24 protein-coding genes are annotated in these 21734 nt (G+C 39.4%); 15 read left to right on the top strand and 9 right to left on the bottom strand.

Going from position 1 to position 21734, the window contains the following annotated elements:
- Nucleotides 1-116 precede the first annotated feature (116 nt).
- The 8 genes from serS to QJV33_RS07995 all read right to left on the bottom strand — a co-directional run bounded on the left by serS (nucleotide 117) and on the right by QJV33_RS07995 (nucleotide 8357).
- Nucleotides 117-1397, bottom strand: a complete 1281-nt coding sequence (gene serS, locus QJV33_RS08030) for a serine--tRNA ligase (protein ID WP_281462836.1) — start codon at nucleotides 1395-1397, stop codon at nucleotides 117-119.
- Entirely contained in the window at nucleotides 1398-2192 is a 795-nt protein-coding gene (gene tatC, locus QJV33_RS08025; protein WP_281462835.1) for a twin-arginine translocase subunit TatC, read from the bottom strand.
- Nucleotides 2183-2743 (bottom strand): Sec-independent protein translocase protein TatB, encoded by a 561-nt coding sequence (gene tatB, locus QJV33_RS08020; RefSeq protein ID WP_281462834.1) that lies wholly within the window; start codon nucleotides 2741-2743, stop codon nucleotides 2183-2185. Before tatB ends, tatC begins: the two co-directional genes overlap by 10 nt.
- A gap of 108 nt (nucleotides 2744-2851) precedes the next feature.
- Nucleotides 2852-3418, bottom strand: a complete 567-nt coding sequence (gene scpB / locus QJV33_RS08015; protein WP_281462833.1) for an SMC-Scp complex subunit ScpB — start codon at nucleotides 3416-3418, stop codon at nucleotides 2852-2854.
- A complete protein-coding gene (locus tag QJV33_RS08010; protein WP_281462832.1) occupies nucleotides 3415-4254 on the bottom strand; it encodes a segregation and condensation protein A in 840 nt (279 codons plus the stop codon). The genes scpB and QJV33_RS08010 overlap by 4 nt, the downstream gene beginning before the upstream one ends.
- A 15-nt stretch (nucleotides 4255-4269) precedes the next feature.
- Nucleotides 4270-5277 (bottom strand): SPOR domain-containing protein, encoded by a 1008-nt coding sequence (locus tag QJV33_RS08005; protein ID WP_281462831.1) that lies wholly within the window; start codon nucleotides 5275-5277, stop codon nucleotides 4270-4272.
- Entirely contained in the window at nucleotides 5274-7076 is a 1803-nt protein-coding gene (gene argS / locus QJV33_RS08000) for an arginine--tRNA ligase (RefSeq protein ID WP_281462830.1), read from the bottom strand. The genes QJV33_RS08005 and argS overlap by 4 nt, the downstream gene beginning before the upstream one ends.
- A gap of 102 nt (nucleotides 7077-7178) precedes the next feature.
- Nucleotides 7179-8357 (bottom strand): deoxyguanosinetriphosphate triphosphohydrolase, encoded by a 1179-nt coding sequence (locus tag QJV33_RS07995; RefSeq protein WP_281462829.1) that lies wholly within the window; start codon nucleotides 8355-8357, stop codon nucleotides 7179-7181.
- 135 nt (nucleotides 8358-8492) lie between these two features.
- On the opposite strand from QJV33_RS07995, the gene xth reads away from it, so the two are divergent.
- Entirely contained in the window at nucleotides 8493-9260 is a 768-nt protein-coding gene (gene xth, locus QJV33_RS07990) for an exodeoxyribonuclease III (RefSeq protein WP_281462828.1), read from the top strand.
- A 62-nt stretch (nucleotides 9261-9322) separates the two neighbouring features.
- Here the strand turns inward: xth and QJV33_RS07985 are convergent, their stop codons facing one another.
- Nucleotides 9323-10429 (bottom strand): hypothetical protein, encoded by a 1107-nt coding sequence (locus tag QJV33_RS07985; protein ID WP_281462827.1) that lies wholly within the window; start codon nucleotides 10427-10429, stop codon nucleotides 9323-9325.
- Nucleotides 10430-10706: 277 nt separating this feature from the next.
- On the opposite strand from QJV33_RS07985, the gene QJV33_RS07980 reads away from it, so the two are divergent.
- The 14 genes from QJV33_RS07980 (at nucleotide 10707) to QJV33_RS07915 (ending at nucleotide 21712) form a co-directional block, all read left to right on the top strand.
- The gene (locus QJV33_RS07980) at nucleotides 10707-11615 is read left to right on the top strand and encodes a hypothetical protein (protein WP_281462826.1); all 909 of its coding nucleotides are present in this window, start codon (nucleotides 10707-10709) and stop codon (nucleotides 11613-11615) included.
- A 60-nt stretch (nucleotides 11616-11675) separates the two neighbouring features.
- Nucleotides 11676-12266 carry a hypothetical protein gene (locus QJV33_RS07975; protein ID WP_281462825.1) on the top strand — a complete coding sequence of 197 codons (591 nt, stop codon included), beginning with the start codon at nucleotides 11676-11678 and terminating at the stop codon, nucleotides 12264-12266.
- A 62-nt stretch (nucleotides 12267-12328) separates the two neighbouring features.
- Complete coding sequence (glk, locus tag QJV33_RS07970; protein ID WP_281462824.1) at nucleotides 12329-13342, top strand: glucokinase; 1014 nt, start codon at nucleotides 12329-12331, stop codon at nucleotides 13340-13342.
- 22 nt (nucleotides 13343-13364) lie between these two features.
- Nucleotides 13365-13499 carry a hypothetical protein gene (locus QJV33_RS07965; protein WP_281462823.1) on the top strand — a complete coding sequence of 45 codons (135 nt, stop codon included), beginning with the start codon at nucleotides 13365-13367 and terminating at the stop codon, nucleotides 13497-13499.
- Nucleotides 13500-13586: 87 nt separating this feature from the next.
- Nucleotides 13587-14141 carry a dCTP deaminase gene (dcd, locus tag QJV33_RS07960; protein ID WP_281462822.1) on the top strand — a complete coding sequence of 185 codons (555 nt, stop codon included), beginning with the start codon at nucleotides 13587-13589 and terminating at the stop codon, nucleotides 14139-14141.
- Between the two features lie 23 nt (nucleotides 14142-14164).
- A complete protein-coding gene (gene murA / locus QJV33_RS07955) occupies nucleotides 14165-15427 on the top strand; it encodes a UDP-N-acetylglucosamine 1-carboxyvinyltransferase (RefSeq protein ID WP_281462821.1) in 1263 nt (420 codons plus the stop codon).
- Nucleotides 15428-15522: 95 nt separating this feature from the next.
- Entirely contained in the window at nucleotides 15523-16155 is a 633-nt protein-coding gene (locus tag QJV33_RS07950; protein WP_281462820.1) for a DUF6338 family protein, read from the top strand.
- A complete protein-coding gene (locus tag QJV33_RS07945) occupies nucleotides 16152-16313 on the top strand; it encodes a hypothetical protein (protein ID WP_281462819.1) in 162 nt (53 codons plus the stop codon). The genes QJV33_RS07950 and QJV33_RS07945 overlap by 4 nt, the downstream gene beginning before the upstream one ends.
- A gap of 14 nt (nucleotides 16314-16327) precedes the next feature.
- Nucleotides 16328-17002 (top strand): ATP phosphoribosyltransferase, encoded by a 675-nt coding sequence (gene hisG / locus QJV33_RS07940; protein WP_281462818.1) that lies wholly within the window; start codon nucleotides 16328-16330, stop codon nucleotides 17000-17002.
- Nucleotides 17003-17019: 17 nt separating this feature from the next.
- The gene (gene hisD / locus QJV33_RS07935; RefSeq protein ID WP_281462817.1) at nucleotides 17020-18318 is read left to right on the top strand and encodes a histidinol dehydrogenase; all 1299 of its coding nucleotides are present in this window, start codon (nucleotides 17020-17022) and stop codon (nucleotides 18316-18318) included.
- Between the two features lie 81 nt (nucleotides 18319-18399).
- Complete coding sequence (infA, locus tag QJV33_RS07930) at nucleotides 18400-18618, top strand: translation initiation factor IF-1 (protein WP_025860133.1); 219 nt, start codon at nucleotides 18400-18402, stop codon at nucleotides 18616-18618.
- On the top strand, nucleotides 18578-19240 hold the full coding sequence (locus QJV33_RS07925) for a Maf family protein (RefSeq protein WP_281462816.1): 663 nt from the start codon (nucleotides 18578-18580) through the stop codon (nucleotides 19238-19240). The genes infA and QJV33_RS07925 overlap by 41 nt, the downstream gene beginning before the upstream one ends.
- Before the next feature lie 1145 nt (nucleotides 19241-20385).
- A complete protein-coding gene (locus QJV33_RS07920; protein ID WP_281462815.1) occupies nucleotides 20386-21507 on the top strand; it encodes a ribonuclease E/G in 1122 nt (373 codons plus the stop codon).
- A complete protein-coding gene (locus QJV33_RS07915) occupies nucleotides 21500-21712 on the top strand; it encodes a DNA gyrase inhibitor YacG (RefSeq protein WP_281462814.1) in 213 nt (70 codons plus the stop codon). The genes QJV33_RS07920 and QJV33_RS07915 overlap by 8 nt, the downstream gene beginning before the upstream one ends.
- Nucleotides 21713-21734 lie beyond the last annotated feature (22 nt).

The raw sequence follows: 21734 nt of genomic DNA, 5'->3' as shown, positions 1-21734 counted from the left end.
TTATGAAGAAATTATTAAATAATAATTTAATTATTTTTTCGTAATATTATACGTAACTAAATACCTCCCCTTACCTCTGTCATCACACAACAGGTAACGGGGAGTTTTTTCAAATTCTAACCAATTTTCTCAATACCACCCATATAAGGACGCAACACTTCTGGCACGGTGATGCTGCCATCTTCGTTTTGATAGTTTTCCATCACAGCGACCAAGGCACGTCCCACCGCGACGCCAGAGCCATTGAGCGTATGCACAAATTCAGGGGAGACCTTCTTACCTTCTTCGGCTTTTGGGCGGAAACGCGCATTCATACGACGGGCTTGAAATGCGTTCGTATTCGAACAAGAAGAAATCTCACGCCATGCTTGTTGCCCTGGTAACCAGACTTCTAAATCCCATGTTTTCGCTGCACCAAACCCAGTATCCCCAGAGCAAAGCAAAATACGGCGATAGGGTAATCCCAATCTTTCCAACACGGTTTCCGCACAACGCGTCATGCGTTCATGTTCAGCTTCACTTTCCTCTGGGGTTGTGATGCTGACCATTTCCACTTTGTAAAATTGATGCTGGCGAATTAACCCGCGTGTATCTTTTCCTGCAGCGCCCGCCTCGCTTCTGAAACATGCAGAAACCGCAGTTCTACGAATAGGGAGTTCTTCCACAGAAATCAACTCATCGGCTTGCATGCCAGTCAAAGGCACTTCCGCTGTTGGAATTAACCAACGATCATCTTTGGTGCAAAAAGATTGATCCCCAAATTTAGGCAACTTATCCGTATTATACATGGTTTGTTCATTCACCAACAAAGGAACAATATACTCAACATACCCATGCTCCTGTGTATGCAAATCCAACATAAATTGGCTTAATGCACGATCTAAACGCGCCAATGATCCTTTTAAAATACTAAACCGTGCGCCTGATAATTTAGAAGCCACAGTAAAATCCATCATCCCCAGTTTTTCACCAAGGTCAAAATGCTGCAACGGCGTAAAACCTAAATCCTTTGGTTCACCCCATTGATGAATCACCACATTATCATTTTCATCCACACCCTCTGGCACTTCTTCGCTCAAACGATTAGGAAGGCGAGCAAGGATTTCAAAAATCTTGGCATCCAACGCATCTGCTTTGGTCTGAATGGTCTCTAACTCTGTACGCAATGCAATTGCCTGAGCCTCCAAATCTGCGCTGTCTTGTTTATTACGTTTAAGCTGTCCAATTTGTTTGGATAAATTATTGCGATCCGCTTGCTTCGTATGCAGCTCATTCAATAAATTACGGCGTTCTTCATCATATTTCAGCAATTCCTCACTGACGGGAGGCAACCCTCGACGTGCTAAATCTCGATCAAAAGCCGTTGGGTCAGCGCGCAGCGCACGAAAATCATGCATTTATTCATCCTCCTCAGAGTGTTTGGGCTCTACTAAACGAGCGGAAAAAATTGAAACTTCATATAATAAAATTAACGGTACCGCCAAAGATACTTGGGTAATCACATCAGGTGGCGTTAAAATAGCCGCAATAATAAACGCAATCACATACGCATATCGCCTAAATTTCTTTAGCTTTTGCGCCGTTACAAATCCAATTTTGGCCATTAATGTTAATAATACAGGCAACTCAAACGCAATACCAAACGCCAGAATTAGCCGTGTTACTAAACTTAAATACTCAGATACTTTGGCTTGTAATTCGATATGCATGACATTGCTTGGTCCACCAACTTGAAAAGACAAAAAGAACTTCCACGCCATTGGAAAAACAAAAAAATACGCCAGAGCTGCACCCAACAAAAATAAAAATGGGGTTGCAATTAAAAACGGTGCAAAAATGCGTTTTTCATTTCTATATAATCCTGGCGCAATATAAATCCATGCTTGGGTTGCAATCATCGGAAAAGACAAAAATGTTGCCCCAAAAAAAGCCACCTTGATATTTGTAAAGAATGCCTCATACAAAGCCGTATAAATCATCTGTGGCTGTTGACCATCCGCCTTCATCGCAGCCTCAAGAGGATGTGCCAGAAATAAATAGATTTGCTGAGAAAAATGATAACAAAAACCAAACGTAATTAACAAAGTCACAACACACCATACTAATCGACGACGCAATTCGATGAAATGCTCCATCAATGGCATGGCTTTGTCGTTTAAACTTTCTGTTCGTTCTTGATTGCTCATGACCATCTCTGTTCTTTATATTTAGAAATATGGGGCGGTATCATTGCAGGGGATGGCGGTGCGGCACGCCTGACTTGTAATCGTTGAGCAATATGCGGTGGGAAAAAAGAAGGGGCTGGGTCTTTGGCTTCCAACGCTTCATAATCAATCTCTTTTTCAACTTCCCACTCATTGCTTGTCTCATCAACCATCCCTGGAATAGGCTTAATTTCCCCTTGCGCAATTTCCGAATAATCCGTGGCAGGAGAGCTCATCGCAGTTTGTGACAATGGGGAATCCCGTAATGTATTTTGCAAAGATCCATCTCGATCAATTGTATTTAAAATCGCCGTTTTTACATTTAAATTACGTAATTGCAGCAATTGATCCTTAGCCTCTTTTAAATCAGGATCTTTAATCACCTCATCCACTTGGCTATGAAATTCACTGGCCATTTTGCGACATTTTTTAATCACATCAGACAGCCATTTTAATACTTTGGGAAAGTCTTTGGGACCAATAAAGACCATGGCAACCACACCAATTAAAAGGAGCTCTGCCCAGGAAAAACCAAACATTACTTTTTTTGCCCTTCCAATCCCTCAGATTCACAGCAATAAGACATTTATTCTATATTTCTTTCTATACGGGTTCTGACTAGAAAATCCAGAAAAATTCGTTCCTTCCTACGAAGTTTGATAGGGAATATCTGTAAATAAATCTTCTTTCTTGGGCAAATCTTGTAATGTGTTTAATCCCAAATAGCTTAAAAATTCCTGAGTCGTTCCCCATAATATTGGACGCCCAGGCACCGCTTTTGTGCCACAAGGTTTAATCAATACACTTTCCAACAAGCTATCTAAGACATTTTGTCCCAAACTAACCCCACGAATATTTTCAATCTCTGCACGTGTGCAAGGCTGATGATAAGCAATAATTGCCAATGTTTCCATTGCCGCTCGGGATAGACGTTTGGGCTTATTGATAATCTTCACCAAATAAGGTGCCAATTCCTCTGCGGTTCTGAACTGCCACCCGCCTGCTATATTATATAATCGAATACCTTTGGTTGCATATTCTTGCTGTATTTGTTCCAACATTAACTGTAACTCATTGGATAATATAGTCATATTTGTTGAAGATACCGAATTTTTAACAAGCAATTCTATCATTAGCTTTTCTGATACAGGATTTTCTTGCGAGAAAATAAATGCCTCTAAAACCTCTTTAAACTGTATGGGAATTAAGGTCATTGCTTTCGCTCGCTTTCTGACATCATCATTTCATCAGCTTTTTTTAATTGAATGCGTCCAAATTGCTCTTGTTGATTCAATTGAATTTGCCCATCCTTTGCCAACTCCAATCCTGCCAACAAAGTACCACTCCATGCAGCCTTTACCCGACGAGAAATCATATCATGGGTAACTCCAGGTTCTTGTAATGATTGATAACTTGGTAAAAACGCATCCAACACATGCCAACCCAGCACGTCATTTTGCCCCAACAAACGTCTTAATCGAGATAATGCATCCCGAACCGTCCAAAAATTAAAAGAACGTATACGCCAAGACTTCTTTTTTGACTTTCGCCGTGCCACAGTAACAAACGCATTCATAAAGCGCGAAATATCTAACACAACACCAGAAGAATCAATCTCGGTATGATTCTCGTAAAACCCACGTGTAAACACTTCACTGCCCAACAAAGGGCGATCATTCATCCATCGAGCAATTTTGTTAATCCGTTCTAATTCTTCTAAACGTTCTTGCAGTATATCAACTGCTTGTTCAGTTTCCTCACCATCAATAGGCTTTTCAGGCAATAACAAACAAGATTTCAGCCACGCCAACCATGCCGCCATCACAAGCCAATCCGCCGCAAGTTCCAAACGGATTTTACGTGCGGATTCAATAATTTCTAAATATTGCTCTACGAGTTGTAAGATAGAGATTTTCGCCAAGTCAACTTTTTGCGTACGAGCCAGTTGCAACAACAAATCCAATGGCCCTTCAAATCCATCCAAATGCACAACAAAGGATTCAGTTTCCTGAACCCCTTGTTCCAACCCAATATCAATTAATTCTGACATTAAAAGGTTACATCATTAATAGGCAATCGTACAAGCAACGCCTTTTGCTTTTAACTGACCACAAACGCTATTCACTTGTGCTTTGGAAGCCAATCCTTTAACCCGTAAACGATAGACTGTATTGCCACCAACTTCTGCTTTTTGAATGGATGGAGAATATTTACCTAAAACCTCAGGTACCTTTTTCTTTAAGACTTGCCATTGTTTTTGTACAGCTTCCTGAGACTTTAGCGACGCTAATTGTAATCCAAAACTACCCGATGCAGATTGATGGGCTTCTGGTTTTTTGATGGCTTTCTTAGATTCTGGTGCTTTGCTCTCTTTGTTTTCTTTCACACGATGAGGCTGTTGATGCTTTGGATGCACTACATGTTTAGGGGGTGTTGTTTCTACGGCAACATTGTTTTCTGTTTCCGTTTTAGGTGTTACAGAAGGTGTCGGCGTATGATGTGATACTGGGGGTGGTTTGACTGCTGGAGGATGATTAAATTGCTCTGCCAATGCTTGCGGATTGGCTTGCTCTGGACCAGAAGCCAAACCTGGTTGGCTATTGGGTGTATTTCCATTAGAGACATTCCCATTTAAACCATTCTCACCCACGCCCATGCCAATGGTTTCTACATTACCAGAATTAGCGGGTTTAACCTTAGCCACTTCCGCTGGGGGTTCAAATACAGGGATGCCAGAGTTGGATGATTTAAAGAACATCCACCCACCAATAAATACAACCAGTAAAGCACCAATGCCACCAGCAGCATAAGTTAGGCGACGTGTTGTCTCCCCACCGCCATTTCCACCACCAAAAGAATTCATAAAACCAAGTCGAGGCGATTTGCGACGATCATACTCCTGATCTCCAAGATCCTCTTCTTCGTCATCATGATAGCGTGAAGCCATTCGCTCACGATCATTATAAACCCGTTGCTCTGGATGAGGAGGACGAATATTTCCCCCTTCATCCAACGTATCTTCATCAAAAAATGATTTTCTTTTTGAAGGGTCTGGTGAATTTGGATCTATCATCTCATTTCCTCTACTGGTTCGACACCTAAAATCATCATTGCAGAACGAATGATACAAGCCGTGGCCTCTACTAACGCCAACCGAGCCATCGTTCCTGATAAGTCATCTTCTTGAATAAAACGGAGTGTAGCATCATCACGCCCAGCATTCCATAACGCATGAAAATCTGATGCAACTTCTGTTAAATAATATGCAATTCGATGTGGCTCTCTAGTCAAAGCGGCACTTTCAACAATACGAGACCATTGTGCCAAACGACGCATTAGATTTAACTCTGCATCACTTTTTAACATGGTAAGCTCCTGTTGAGCCAACTTGGTTGGTTGAACTGCATCCACACCCATTGCTTCGGCAGCAGAACGTAATACAGAACGGCACCTTGCATGAGCATATTGTACATAAAATACAGGATTATCACGCGTTTGTGCAATAACCTGTTCCAAATCAAAATTCATCTGTGCATCAGATTTACGCGTCAGCATTGTAAAGCGTACTGCGTCTTTGCCGACTTCGTCAATCAAATCTCGTAATGTTACGAATGTCCCTGCCCGTTTAGACATTTTAACCACTTCGCCATTACGCACAACACGCACGATCTGACACAAAACCACTTCGAAATCAACTGGGTTTTGATCGGTCAGGGCTTTGATTGCTGCACGCATACGTGGCACATAACCCCCATGATCTGCGCCCCAAATATCAATCAGGATTTTTGCACCCCGTTCTATTTTGTCATAATGATAGCCAATATCATTCGCAAAATAAGTTGCAGTCCCATCGGATTTGCGTAAAGGACGATCCACATCATCGCCATATTCGGTTGACTTAAACAAAGTCTGAGGACGTTGTTCCCAATCTTCGATCACTTTGCCTTTGGGAGGTTCCAACACACCTGTATAAAGCAATCCTTTGTCCTTAAGACGATTTAAAGCATTTTCTGCTTTACCAGAGTCCAAAATAGACCGTTCTGATATAAACACCTCTTGATGAACACCCAACGCATTCAAATCTTCACGAATGTTGGTCATCATTTCGGTTAAAACACATTTACGCACAATATCAAACCATGCTGGAACGGGTTGTGCATTCGTGCCTTCTAGTAAAACATCCCCGTGCTCTTTCGCCAAGCGTTGTCCAACAGGTACCAAGTAATCGCCTTGATATTGTAGACCACTCGCCATATGAGATTTATATTTCTCTTCAAATGCTTCGGCAGATAAATCTTGACCGAGTGCTTGTAAATAACGCCAATACGCTGCCCATACCAAAGCCACCACTTGAGTGCCTGCATCATTAATATAATATTCTTTGGTGACATCAAATCCAGCCTTAGCCATCAAATTCGCCAAAACATCGCCAACAACAGCCCCTCGACAATGTCCGACATGCATTGGTCCTGTTGGATTTGCGGAAACATATTCCACGTTCACAGCAATGCCTTGACCAATAGTACTGGCACCAAAAGACTCACCTGTTTGTAAAATAGTTGAAATCAGTTTTTGGAAAACAGAGGCCGTAATCTTTAAATTAACAAACCCTGGCCCTGCGGGCTCGGCATGCTCTATACCGTCAATTGTCCTTAAATAATCTGCTAACTCTAGTGCTAATTCTTGCGGACGGCGTTTTACCGCCTTGGCAATAATCAATGCGGCATTCGTCGCCATATCCCCATGTACAGGATCTTTGGTGGGGGTTAATTCAACCCGTTCCAATAATTCTTCTGGTAAATCAGGCACGGTTTTCCGCAAGGCTTCCAAAACATACTGGCGGAAAAAAACGTACAGATTATGATTATTCATCTAAAAACTATCTTTCTCAAAAGCAAGGAATCTATCCCTTCTTATTTACATAACCCTTATCAAAAAAGCCATTCTATCTTTTCATTTATCCCAGAAAAAATCTTAAGCCAAGACTGCCAAATCCGTTAAACGTTGGTATTCCTCCATCGCGTAACGATCTGTCATGCCAGCAATATAATCCGCCACAACACGAAATGCGCCTGATTTTTGTTTGCTTTTCTCGGCTTTCTCTAAACGAGAATGCCATTCTGTTGGCAATAAATCCATGTTAGTCGATAAAATTTCAAATAATTCTTTGACCAATAATTTTCCTTTACGACTCATTCGTTTAACACGCCAATGATAATATAGATTTTTATATAAAAATTGACGAATCTCTCGATTAGCGTGGCCAATCTCGGGACTAAATTGCACAATACCTGTTTTCGCATACCGAATATCATCTGGATTTTTAGGCTGTAACGCCTTCAGATTCAAAGCGGTTTGTTGTTTTAAATCACTGACTAATATATTGATAACACGCCTTATCATCTCGTGACGCAACCGTTTATGTTGATGCTCTGTTGCAGGACTTTCTTGGATCACTTGTTGTGCTTCGTATAGAGCTTGTCCAACAATAGGCAAATCTTTTAAATCATCAAATCGCAGCAAACCCGCTCTTAACCCATCATCCAGATCATGGCTGTGATACGCAATATCATCGGATATCGAAGCAATTTGCGCCTCGGCAGAAGCATAGCTGGATAACTCCATAGGATAAAACTGATTATAGGCTTTCAAATATGGATCTGGGTTTGAAACTGGACCATTATGTTTCGCCAAACCCTCTAGACTTTCCCACGTCAAATTCAATCCATCAAATTGAACATATCGTTGCTCTAGCCGAGTCACTTGTCGTAACGATTGGTCATTATGAGAAAAACCATTATAGTCTTTCATGCCTTCTTGCAACGCATGTTCACCCGCATGTCCAAAAGGAGGATGCCCAAGATCATGTGCCAATGCCAAACACTCGGTTAAATCTTCATTAAGTTGCAGAGACCTAGCAATAGAACGCGCTATTTGTGCGACTTCCAAAGAATGCGTTAATCTGGTGCGAAAAAAATCCCCTTCGTGATTTACAAAAACCTGCGTTTTATATTGTAATACACGAAATCCAGTCGAATGAATGACACGATCACGGTCTCTCTGCCACGGTGTGCGTCCTGATGAAGATTCCATTTCTGGATATACTCGTCCTTTAGCAGTCGCCTCTTGCACTGCATACACTGCTAAATCCATCTTTTTCACTCTTTTATTAAATAATTTACCGATACAACACATAGTATCATAGAATAACTATGATATATCTTGAAACCCTAGTAAACTTTATTCATCTGATGAAATCAACTCTATACGGTAAATTAGGTCTATTTTATGAAACTTGCCAGCTGGAATATTAACTCTATCCGTCAACGCCATACGCATGTTCAACAATGGTTAACCAAAGAACAACCTGACTGGTTGTTTTTACAAGAAATCAAGTGCCAAAATGAACAATTCCCCGCAGAAATATTCGAGGAAATGGGCTATCAAGTCATTGTCAATGGACAAAAAGCCTATAATGGTGTTGCTATTCTCAGCCGTCATCCTTATCAACTGAATCATACAGTCCTGCCTGATTTAAATGAAGAAGATCCCCAAGCGCGGTACCTGGAAATCGAAAGCCAAGGGATTATTTTATGTAATTTATATCTACCCAATGGCAATTCTGGGGGTGAAGAAGGATTTCAAAGAAAAATCCATTTTATAAATACATTAATCAAACGTGCAGAGCATTTATTAAAAAATAAACAAGATTGTATTTTTGCTGGCGATTTTAATATTTGCCCAACCAACCAAGATTACGCACCACAAACATTATCCTCTGATGATGCGTTGGTTAAATCCGAAAGCCGCAATGGATTTTACCAATTATTATGGCTTGGATTAACCGATGCCTTACGTGCAATTTATCCCACAGAAACGCTCTATACATTTTGGGATTATACCAGAGGTGCATGGCAACGCAATGCTGGTTTAAGGATTGACCATGCTCTACTTTCTCCAAAAATTGCCGAGCGGTTACAAAGCTTTACCATTAATAAGTCGGAAAGAGATAAAGAGCAACCTTCTGACCATGTTCCTGTTATTATTGAATTCTAATATATAAAAAGCGCTATTATAATAGCGCTTTTTATTGAAACATATAATGGTGACGACTATTCTTATTGGGCTGGATGGCTGGTCTCAATCACTTGCCACCAAAAATCTTGATGTTTTAACACAATCATAGAAGGGCGTTGCCCTTGCCCTTTTAAACAACGATATAGCGTTCTATTGACAGCACGATTAAAAATACCGGGTCCTGTTTTATAAGTTGGGAATAAATCAGGATTGACATAACAATTATGATATAAAGAACGAATACATTCATTCAAAATGGGACTATTCGCAACCGAACCAAAAAAATCATTATGAACAACGTCAATATCAGCCAAGAAAAATACATGCTCATACATAGTTGGTAAAACTGAACAAAACTGCTCTATTGATTTAATTCGCAGTCCCCTCCCCAACCACCAACCACCATATTGGTTAATCACATGCACACGCAAAAAATCTTCGGCTTCAACAAGGGAATTTAAAGAAAGAAATATCTGCCTTGCTTCGATACCATAGTTTTGATACAGCCAATCCACCGCTTCTGTTTTACTAAAGATTTTACAATTGAAATATCCTAATTGTTGATGATACTCAAAATTGCTTCTATCTTCGGAAACCTCGTCATCCCAATACATAAATAAATTATTAGGAATCACCTGAATCATACTGTTATGATAGGTTCTTCCAATTACAGACAAATGCGGGTTACCATTAAACAAATCCATCATAATTGACAGATAAGTACGATCAGCACCCTCGCCAGTTGGAAATTCCTCATAACAATTTCCCATTGTCAAAACAGCAGATAATGCGTCGTGATTGTCTTTATATTGCTTCCAACCCGTTACATAATTGTAAAAAGGAAGACTGAGGCTTCTTAATTGCTCCATATCTTCATCTTTTAGAGGGAATCCCCCTTTTAAAAGAGCAACCATGCGGATCATCCATAAAACATGATTTAATGGATGTTCTGATGGATTTTTAGAATGCATATTAAATGCAAGCTTGTAAAAAAAAGCTGCTTCGCCATAAAAATGATTGGTAATTAAGATATTTCCAATATCATATGCTGCAATAACATCGTTTACACCACGTTGTTGATATGTTTCCAATGCCTGTGGGCAAATAGACAACATATCTGTATAATCTACAGATTGGTTGGCTTCCATATTTTTTACCTATGATTTGAATAAAATATATACTACAATTATTTTCATTAAAAAGCTATTTTTTTGTATAATGTTACAATTATATTACCCAATTGCTTTTTTATTCATTATTTTACCAAAATATACCTTTTACTTTACCTAGTTTTATATAACGAAAAACAATGATTTCTTATATATATTCGCTATAAAATCTGTTTTATAGAAAACACAAGAAAACTCCTTTGCTTTCTTGTTATCTTTTCGTATTATAAAGCGTTTTGATGAAATAAGGTATGAAATGTGTAAAAAATCACTTTTAAGAGCGATCCCAACTTTTATTGGCATAGGCTTGCTCTCTTCTTCTTTGTCCATAGCACAACAGCCTGTCACAACAGCTGCTGCGTCTAAACTCTCGTTCCCAGCACCTGCACTGCTTGATGAAGATAACGGCTATCAACTACAACATAATAATGCTTATGGAAATTGGAGCATTGTCTCGGGTCAGCCTTATGCCAGCTTATTGTGGCAACAACCCAACTCATCAATCAAGCTCTATATCACCCCATCAGCCCATATGATTACCATTGATGTTGTGGCCAAGAAAAAAGAAAACAGAGCATTAAAGCTACCCTTTATTACATGGAATATCAAAAATGTTTCCGTTGTTTTAAATAAAGTCAGCGATCATAAAGGATGGGTTCAATTCTCAACTGCGGTTTATACCCAAAATATCGACAAGCTGGTCTCTGCCTTAGAAAGCGAATCCCCAATGGTCATCAATCTTTCGACGGTGACATCTGTTCCCATCAGCACAGATGGGTTACGCGCCGCAATGAATGATTTTACTCAACTTATTCGTCAAAATAACCTCATTGCGCCAAAACCTTTGGCGCTCAACGAGATTGAAGAAGACGTGTTTGTTCCTTTGGATGGAATGTCACCAGAACTATTTCCACTATATCAAGAAACCAATTATTACGTTAAGCAATGTTTAGCCATGACCACCTCTGGTCAAGAAAAGATGAGAACGGATATTTGTTTAAAACGAAATGATTTATTAAAACAAATGGAAAAGAAAGGCTGGTGTTGGGGCAGTAATGATCCAGATCAACATGACAAAGATAAAATCTGGCGAAAATGTATCATGAGCCCCAAAGGCGAGGTCGATAAAATCAAAGAAAAAACCAAAGCAATAACAAATAATTAATTTTTATTTATTGTATTATACATCATAATCGATAAGATTAAGTCAGCAAGAGGTAAATTTATGGTTCAATTCCTTATTCATCGTTCGAAACTCATTGGTTTATTAATGTCCAGCTTGGTAATCTGCTCGGCACTATCTGTTTCTGCTCATGCAGTTTCAACATCCTCTTCTGTTTCACAAACGCAAAATGGTGAAATTTCACCTCTTTCCTATCCTCAATACGGGGAATGGCGCTATAACCCACAAAGCAATCCACCCAGATTAATGTGGTGGAATACACGCATGGATATGGTTCCCGTTTTATATATTGCCTTTTTACCGGACAGAATTGTGCTTGATGCTGTTACACCTGTCTGGTCTGATACTGGCATTATTTTTTATGTCAAAGATAAAAGTGAAAAATTGGGTTTAAATCTGATCCTAGACCATAAAACGGATAAAAATTGCTTTTATAGAGCAACCATTTATGGACAAGATCGACAAGCCTTTTTAAATGACTTGGTTACCTCACGCAAAGCAAGATTAATTACCCCATCCTCTTATTCCCAGTCTTTATCACTGAGGCATGTATATCAAGCTATGGAAGTGATGTTATCAAGTCATCCTGATCTTGATTTAACATTGCCTGCACCGACCAAATATTCCAAATAAGTAATTCGTACTCATCATTATTCGGTTTACAGTTAAAATCTATTTTATACAGGATATTCATTATGACCGACAAAAACATTCAAACAGCTTCTGGCGACAATACCAAAGAGGTGATTGTTGCCGATATTGGCGGAACCAATGCTCGTTTCGCCGTTGCCAAAGTTCAAAATGGCAAAGTATTATCCGTTGATAATGAAACTATCTTAAAAACCGCCGATTATGCCACTTTGCAACTGGCATGGGATGCTTTTGGGCAAAAAATCGGTCGCGCTTTACCCAAAGCAGCCTCAATGGCGATTGCATGTCCTATTCGTGGTGATATTCTTAAATTTTCCAACAGCCCTTGGATTATTCGTCCAGCATTACTAGCCGATCAATTAGAATTGGACGAAGTCATTTTAATTAATGATTTCGAAGCGGTTGCTCATGCAGCAGCCCACAGCGATGGCGCATATTTAAAACATATTTTTGGTCCAAAACGCAAAGAAAAACCAACAGGCGTTACAACGATTGTAGGGCCAGGTACTGGCTTGGGTGTTGCATCATTGATGTTTGATGATAATGATTCATACCGTGTTGTTCCCAGCGAGGGTGGACATATTACCTATGCCCCTTGCGATCATATCGACATCAGTATTTTACGCTATTTAAAACAACATTACCGCCGCGTGTCCGCAGAGCGAATTATCTCTGGTCCGGGTCTTGGCAATATTTATGACGCACTTGCTGCCAATGCTGGACTAGCCGTTAGCCATCACAGCGATAGCAATCTTTGGGATTCCGCTTTAAAAGGAACTGACCATCTAGCGGCTGCTGCATTGGAACGTTTTTGTTTAAATCTAGGAACGGTTTGTGCTGATCTCGCATTGGTTCACTTGGCAACGCGCGTCATTATCAGTGGTGGCATTGGTCAATTATTGGCTGATTATTTGCCTCAATCTGGTTTTGGTGAACGATTTGTGGACAAAGGTCGTTTTGAAAGAATGTTGGCGCAAGTGCCTGTTGAGTTATTAACCTATCCTCAACCTGGTTTATTAGGTGCTGCGGCTGCATATGCTGTAAAACATACAAAATAATCATTCAAGATGTAATTTTATAATGAATACCAATAAAACCGCACAGCCTGAAAAAGAGGCAAAAATAAAGCGTCGCGAAAAAGAAGCTGCGGCGCTTCGAGAAAACCTTAAACGCCGAAAAGAACAGCAACGCAATAAAAAAGAACAACAATCATAAGCTCTTTTTTAAAAAATGCTTGTTTGAATGCCAAAGGTCGTTTATTGAACAGCTCATCATTGCGAAAGATTAAAGAGGAATAGGTTCATGTCGATTATGCCTGACAGTTGGATTACGAAAATGGCAAAAGATCATAAAATGATCGAACCCTTTACAGATAAACAACATCGTGAAGGCATAATCTCTTATGGTGTATCCTCCTATGGATATGATGCCCGTATAGCCGATGAATTTAAAATTTTTACCGACATTGATAACGCAATTGTTGACCCTAAGAATTTTACATCCAACAGCTTCGTTACCCGTAAAACCGATGTTTGCATCATTCCACCCAATAGCTTTGCTTTGGCGCATACCATTGAATATTTCCGCGTTCCAAGAGATGTTTTAGTTGTTTGCTTGGGAAAATCGACCTATGCCAGATGCGGTATTATCGTCAATGTCACCCCTTTGGAACCTGAATGGGAAGGTCAAGTGACGATTGAAATCAGCAATACAACCCCTCTTCCAGCCAAGATTTATGCCAATGAAGGCATTTGTCAATTTCTCTTTTTCCAAGGCAGTGCGCCTTGTGATATCAGCTATGCAGATAAAAAAGGGAAATATATGGGGCAAACAGGCGTTGCCACTCCACGTTTATAATTAGATAAAGAAACTGAAAAACTATGGATCGATTTTTAATTCGTGGGGGAAGACCCCTACAAGGCGATATTACTATTGGTGGGGCGAAAAATGCTGCATTAGCCATTATGCCTTGCGCGCTTTTGACTTCTGAAACACTTTTTTTAAAAAATATGCCACAAATTGTGGATATTAAAACCATGTGTGATCTTATCCATCAACATGGGTTAGATATCAATATCGATCGCAAAGACCCGCATTGTTATTCTTTTAAGGGCGAAATCACCAATACCGAAGCTCCTTATAATATCGTATCCAAAATGCGTGCTTCTGTCTTGGTCTTGGGACCTTTATTGGCTCGCTGTGGTAAAGCCCGCGTTTCTTTGCCTGGTGGGTGCGCAATTGGCACTCGTCCTGTCAATCTTCACCTAGAAGCTTTAACCTCGTTGGGTGCAGAAATCGAAATTGATAGCGGATATATTAATGCCACTGCTCCCAAAGGATTAACAGGCACACGCTTTGTATTTCCTTTTGTCTCTGTTGGTGCAACAGAAAATACCGTTATGGCAGCTACTCTTGCCAAAGGCAGAACCGAGTTATTAAATGCTGCAAGAGAGCCAGAGATTTCTGACTTAATTGACTGCTTGATCGCTATGGGTGCAAAAATCCAAGGAAAAGGCACCAGCCATCTCATTATCGATGGTGTCGATTCTTTACATGGTGCAGAACATTCCGTTTTATTCGATCGTATTGAATGTGGCACTTACGCGTGTGCCGCAGGCATCACAGGTGGAGAATTACGCTTGATCGGTGCAAAGATAGAATATCTTGGTTCTGTTTTACATGCTTTGGAAGAATGTGGCGTAGAAGTTTTCCAAGAAGACAACGCTATTCGTGTACGTCGCACAGGCAGCTTGCGTGGTATTGATATCATGACCGAGGCTTATCCTGGTTTTCCAACGGATATGCAGGCCCAATTTATGGCATTGCTTTCTATTTCAGAAGGTGCCAGCATGATTACCGAAACCATTTTTGAAAATCGCTTTATGCACGTGCCTGAACTGAATCGTATGGGAGCCAGAATCAACGTTCATGGTTCCTCTGCCATTATTCGTGGGGTTCATTCTTTGTCTGGTGCGCCTGTGATGGCGACCGACCTTCGTGCATCTTTCTCTTTGATCCTTGCTGGATTGGCTGCGGCTGGGGAAACCAGTTTAAACCGGGTCTATCATCTGGATCGTGGCTATGAAGCAGTCGAGAAAAAGCTGGCCGCTTGTGGTGCAAATATTGAACGTATCAAAAGCTAGATAGAATAAAAAAACAATCAAAAACCAGATTATATCTAGATAAGTAAGTATAATCTGGTTTTACACGCTCTTATATGACAAGGCATCTTTAAAGAATGAAAATTGACTTTTTTCTTTTACAGATCGCCATTTTACTTTTACCTGGTTTCTTATGGGCAAAGATTGATATTGATTTTGCTAAAAGAAGAAAATCTTCTGAAAATCAGTTTATTATCAGAGCGTTTGTCTTTGGCGTTTTTACTTATTTTATTGAATTCGTTATATTTAAGATTTTTAATCAATCTTTTATCTTAATGAGCGAAACAGATAAAACGACCATCATTAATAATCGTGTTTTGCAAGAATTATTATGGGCTATTGTCATTGCGTCTGTTTGTTCCATAGTATGGTTATATGTAAAAAATTATAAATTAATTACTAGATTCCTACAAACAATTCGAGCTACAAATAGATATGCTGATGAGGATGTATGGGATTTTGTTTTTAATTCAGATAAAATGAAATATGTACATATCAAAGATTATGATAAACAAATAATATATTCTGGGACGATTCAAGCCTTTTCAGAAGTCAACGATATAAGGGAACTTTTTTTATTGGATGTAAAAACATATGACTTAGCAGGCATTGAGCTTTATAATGCTCCGTATATGTATATATCCTTACCAATCGATTCTGTTATTATAGAGTTTCCTCAACATCAAGACGAGCAGAAAGAACAAACATGAAAAAACCTCTTAATCTTCACATAACAAAGCCTATTATTGAAGGTTATGTTGTCAAAGGCGGTGTTAACAAAAATAATGTTACGCCTCCTGCTCCTAAACCAACACCTTCTCCTTCATTTTCGTCATCTTCTATTTTTAACAATAAAAAAGACAAATAACATCTGCATCTGACATGAACAATAATTCTTTGATCCTTGCCCTTCCCAAAGGAAGAATCCTTAAAGCCTGCATTCCTTTACTTGAAAAGGCAAATATTATCCCAGAACCTGCGTTTTTCGATGCAGATAGTCGCCTTTTGCGTTTTAAAACGAATGATCCTGAATTGGATATTATTCGTGTTCGCTCTTTTGATGTTGCGACGTTTGTGGCGTTTGGCACGGCATCCCTGGGGGTATGTGGGTCTGATGTCTTAATGGAATTTGATTATCCTGATATTTATGCGCCTTTGGATTTAAATATTGGTCATTGTCGCTTATCGGTTGCACAGCTGGCAAATACCAAAGACAAAAATCTTGGTGACCCCGCCAGATGGTCTCAAATCCGTGTAGCAACCAAATATCCTAATCTTACAAAACGTTTCTTTGCTAAGAAAGGCGTTCAAGCGGATATTGTTAATTTACATGGCGCGATGGAGCTTGCCCCAGTATTAAAATTATCTAATTTAATTATTGATCTGGTTGATACAGGTTCGACGTTACGTGCCAATGGATTACAAGAAGTTGAAACCATCGTTGATGTATCCAGCCGTTTAATTATTAATCGAACCGCTTTGAAAACCCAATCTGTTCGTATTAACGCACTAACGGAACGATTTCGCCAAATTTTATCCCCTCAAGTTATTGTTTAATTTTCTGAGATTTTGCCATGCAATATTTATCTACGACACAATCTGATTTCCAAACTGCTTTTAAGCGCTTATTAACAGCCAGAGCAATGGACACATCTGCGGTCAAAGCGCCCGTCACCGAAATATTGGAAAATATCAAAAAGAATGGTGATACAGCCCTTTGTGATTATACCAAGCGGTTTGATCGTCTTGAGCTGACCCCAGAAACATTACGTGTTACGGATCAAGAGATTGAAGCTGCCTATCGTCAAACTTCAACTGAATTATTAAAAGCGTTGGCTGTTGCAGCCGACAGAATCAAAACATTTCACCAAAAACAGCTTCCTCCCAATTTATATTATGAAGATGAGAGTGGTTTTGAGTTAGGTTATCGATGGAGACCTATGGATTCTGCTGGACTTTACGTTCCTGGTGGCACTGCTGCCTATCCTTCATCGGTTTTAATGAATGCTATTCCTGCCAAAGTGGCTGGGGTCAAACGATTGGCAATGTGCGTCCCTACTCCTGATGGGCAACTCAATCCACTTGTGTTGGCAGCTGCACATAAAGCAGGCATTACCGAGATTTATCGTATTGGTGGCGCACAAGCCATTGCTGCGTTGGCTTTTGGCACAGAAACCATTACCCCAGTAGATTATATTGTTGGTCCAGGCAATGCCTATGTCGCCGAAGCAAAACGTCAGGTTTATGGATTGGTTGGCATTGATAGTGTGGCGGGTCCCTCCGAAGTCGTTGTAGTTGCAGACAAAGGCAATGATCCAACCCATATTGCATTGGATTTATTGGCACAATCTGAACATGATAAAATGGCGCAATCTATTTTTATTACCAATAATAAGAAATTTGCAGATGAAGTCATTAAAGCTGTTGATGAACAACTACAAACCCTTGCCCGTAAAGAAATCGCACAAGTCAGTTGGGACCATCATGGTGCAGTGATTATTGTTGATTCTTGGGATGAGGCAGCAACGCTTATTAATCAAATTGCTCCAGAACACTTAGAATTGATGGTCAAAGAATCGAATAGTTTATTCGAAGATGTGCGCCATGCAGGTGCGATCTTTATTGGGAAATGGTGTCCCGAAGCAATCGGCGACTATGTGGGTGGTCCGAACCATGTTTTACCAACCAGTGGCGCGGCAAGATTTTCTTCGGGTCTCTCCATCTTCGATTTTATGAAACGCACAACATTCCTAAAATCCAATAAAAAGGGTATTCAAAATGTTGGTCCAGCAGCCGTCGCCATCGCCAATACCGAGGGATTAACAGCACACGCATTAAGTATTTCGCAACGTTTAAAGAGTTTAAGCAAATAAAAGCTAGACTTTTTAAAGAAATCGTCGTTATGTTGTGGCAGTTTATAATTATAAGTAAATACAAGGACAAAATTTTTACAAATGTCTAAAGAAGATATGATCGAATTTAGTGGAACAGTAACAGAGCTGCTTCCGAATGCTATGTTTCGTGTTAAGTTAGATAATGAACATGTTATCTTGGCACATACCAGTGGTAAAATGCGTAAAAACCGTATTCGTGTATTGGCTGGCGATCGTGTAAATGTGGAAATGACCCCTTATGACCTCACCAAAGGTCGTATTACTTTCCGCTTTAAATAAATCCACCTTAAAAGGTAACGCTGTGTCGACTTATACCGTTACCAAACTGCCAATTGTTCTTGCCTCTGCTTCACCCAGACGGCTACAGCTATTGGAACAGATTGGTATTGCCCCACAAACAATCATTGCAACCGACATTGATGAAACCCCTTTGAAACAAGAATTACCAAGGGTATATGTTCAACGTCTGGCCAATGCCAAGGCAATTGCTGCGCAAAAAATTGAAAGAAGCATTCCTGTTATTTTAGCAGCAGACACGGTTGCTGCTGCTGGCAGACGCATTTTGAACAAAACCTCTGATCGTCAAGTTGCAAAAAGCCATTTAAATTTACTTTCTGGGCGCAGGCATCGTGTCTATACCAGTGTGGTGTTAATCAACACACAAACAGGTAAAACATCCTCTCGACAAGTATGCAGCATGGTACAGTTTGCTCGCCTAACAGAAAAGCAACTTGAACATTATCTGGATAGTGACGAGTGGAAAGATAAAGCAGGTTCCTATGCCATACAAGGAATAGCTGCCTCTTTTATCAAAGCCATCAGTGGCAGCCACAGTAATATTGTCGGGCTTCCTTTGTTTGAAACCGCACAATTATTACGTGGTCATGGATTAATTATTTGACTTCTTCCGCCCTTAGTTTTGCTCATCCAAACTATTTTTTTAAATATTGATTTATACTGAAATAATTCTGAATAATTTACATTTTCTTATTGTATGTTTTAATAAATATAGTTTTATTATATTGTCTTCATAACATTATGACTTATAAAGGATCTTACGTAGATCGTTTTTATATCCAATTTTAGAAAAATACAGAATATATCAACTGAAGACACAATGACTGTGTCTTTTTTTGTAATAAAATTTCTAAAAAACCAAATCAGCTCAACTTAATTAGCACTATAGATTTGTTGATTTATGCCCGAAAAAGGCAAGTTGTGGCGAATATTATTTTAATTTATAAAGGTTCAAAACATGACAGAATAATTGAAAAAAAGCTACCGAAAGTGTAGATATCACAGAAATATATAATCTTCAAAAATATGGAGGTAAAACACTCCATTTGGGTTTAAATGTTATATTGAACAGTCTATATACTTCTACATATGTATCATGCCAACAATAATTTATCAATTAGTCCTAGGAAGGGAAGAACAAATTGGGATGCCGGCAACATATTTATACTTAAGACATCTGTTTATCTCTGGATTAACACAGCAAGTAGTAAATCACCATTGATAACAATCTCTACTAATAATGACTATCCTGCTAAAAAACTGTTTTCAAAAACAAAAGTGCAATTTAATGCTCTTCAAGAAGAAGCATGCAGTATTATCCCATTAGATACTCTATGATGCAAATGTACAGATAAAAATATGATCGAATTACAAATGAAGGACAGAGTATATGAGAAATTATCAACATATTCGATCTCACTACTGGTACAGCTTTTGATGTCCAGAGAATCATACTAGAATCAGAATATATCGGTACAGACCAAGACGATGGAAAAATTATTTACCTAGCATATTGGTTAATTAAAGCTCGGTTATTGCTATGAAATATTAAAGCCTCCATCTAATAAAATAGTTAGAGGCTTTAATATCTATAATCTACTTCTATCCAGATAATTAGCAAAATAGAAAATACTTAGCTACATTCTATCACTTAGTTATTCTCTATAAAAAATAGTAAATGAATATGGGATTTCTGTATAATAAAGATTAATCTATATTTTTACTCAAAATAATGTTAGAATCCTCAATATGACTGCCATACAGTTACTCTCTGCCCCTGGCGTTATTCGTATCGCTGTTATTAATGCACAAAAACTCTTAGACTTTGCCATATGGTATCCAGGGCATTCTGATGGGTTTGGTGATCTTTATTTAGGGCGTGTTGAGCATTATACGCCTGCCCTGGGTGGGGCTTTTGTGGCATTGGGCAAAGATTTTTCTGGATTTCTTCCTAATAACGCCACCGCAAAACCATTGCTTGGAGGGGATTGGATCACAGTTCGCGTAACACGTAGTGCACAAGGAGGCAAAGGGGTTCGTTTAGATGCACGCAACCTTGACGAATATTCGCTACCACAAGACAAATCCTTTCGACGTTTACAAGCTGGCATTTCCCCTTTTGAGGAATTGGCACAACGATGGTCTGATGCTGATATTCTGATCGACGAACCTGCTTTGATTCAACTGATTCCCACGGACTATACATCAAGAGTAAAAATATCTAACGCCCCCCTCAGCTCGGAACTACTAGAACAAATTGACGCTTTGGAAACATCAGAAGTCCAGCTGCCGATGGGGATGCGCGCCACAATCACCCCTACTCCTGCTTTGGTTGCCATAGACATGGATACCGCAGCACAGAGTAATGACAGACAACATAAGCTGCGCGCGCAATTTAATGCCAACAAAGAGTCCTTACCTGCGTTATTGCATCACTTAAGGCTACGCAATTTATCAGGTGCCATTATCGTTGATATGGCGGGATTGCCTATTAAAAAACGACGGTTATTCCAAGAAAATTTTGAACAATCTTTGGCACTTGACCCTTTGCAACCTCGTTTCCTTGGATTTACGAATTTAGGTCTGGCTGAAATAACCCGTCCACGAAAACGCCCGCCATTACATGAATTACTTACCTCTACTCATGGGCAAATGACAAAGATTTTGGCACAATTAGAACAAGAATTTAAAGCACTTTCCACTCATCATCACTATCATCATCTCACCTTGACCCTAAGCCTTACTATAAAACAAGCATTACAAAATGATTCATGGGCAATAAATCATTTTGAAAAACGATGTGCTGTTTCTTTGACAATCGAATCAAATCCATCCTTCACAATGCAACAATGGGAGTATCATTATGCGTAAATCATCAGAACAATGTCCTATTTGTAAAAAAAATACCGTGCCAGAATATACCCCTTTTTGTTCCAAAAGATGCGCTGATATTGATCTAAGCCGTTGGTTTTCTGGAGATTATCGCCTGAGTTCCGAACCCAGAGATGAAGACGAAATAGAAGAATTAGAAAATTCTTTAAAAGAAAGACTTGATCCCGATCACAATGTAGGGTAAATGCTTTACATACAGTCATTCA

This window comes from Commensalibacter nepenthis (assembly GCF_029953305.1).
In the GTDB taxonomy this organism is placed as follows: Bacteria; Pseudomonadota; Alphaproteobacteria; order Acetobacterales; family Acetobacteraceae; genus Commensalibacter; species Commensalibacter nepenthis.
The sequence above is the reverse complement of the archived record's forward strand: the minus strand, read 5'-3'. Positions and strand labels throughout refer to the sequence as shown.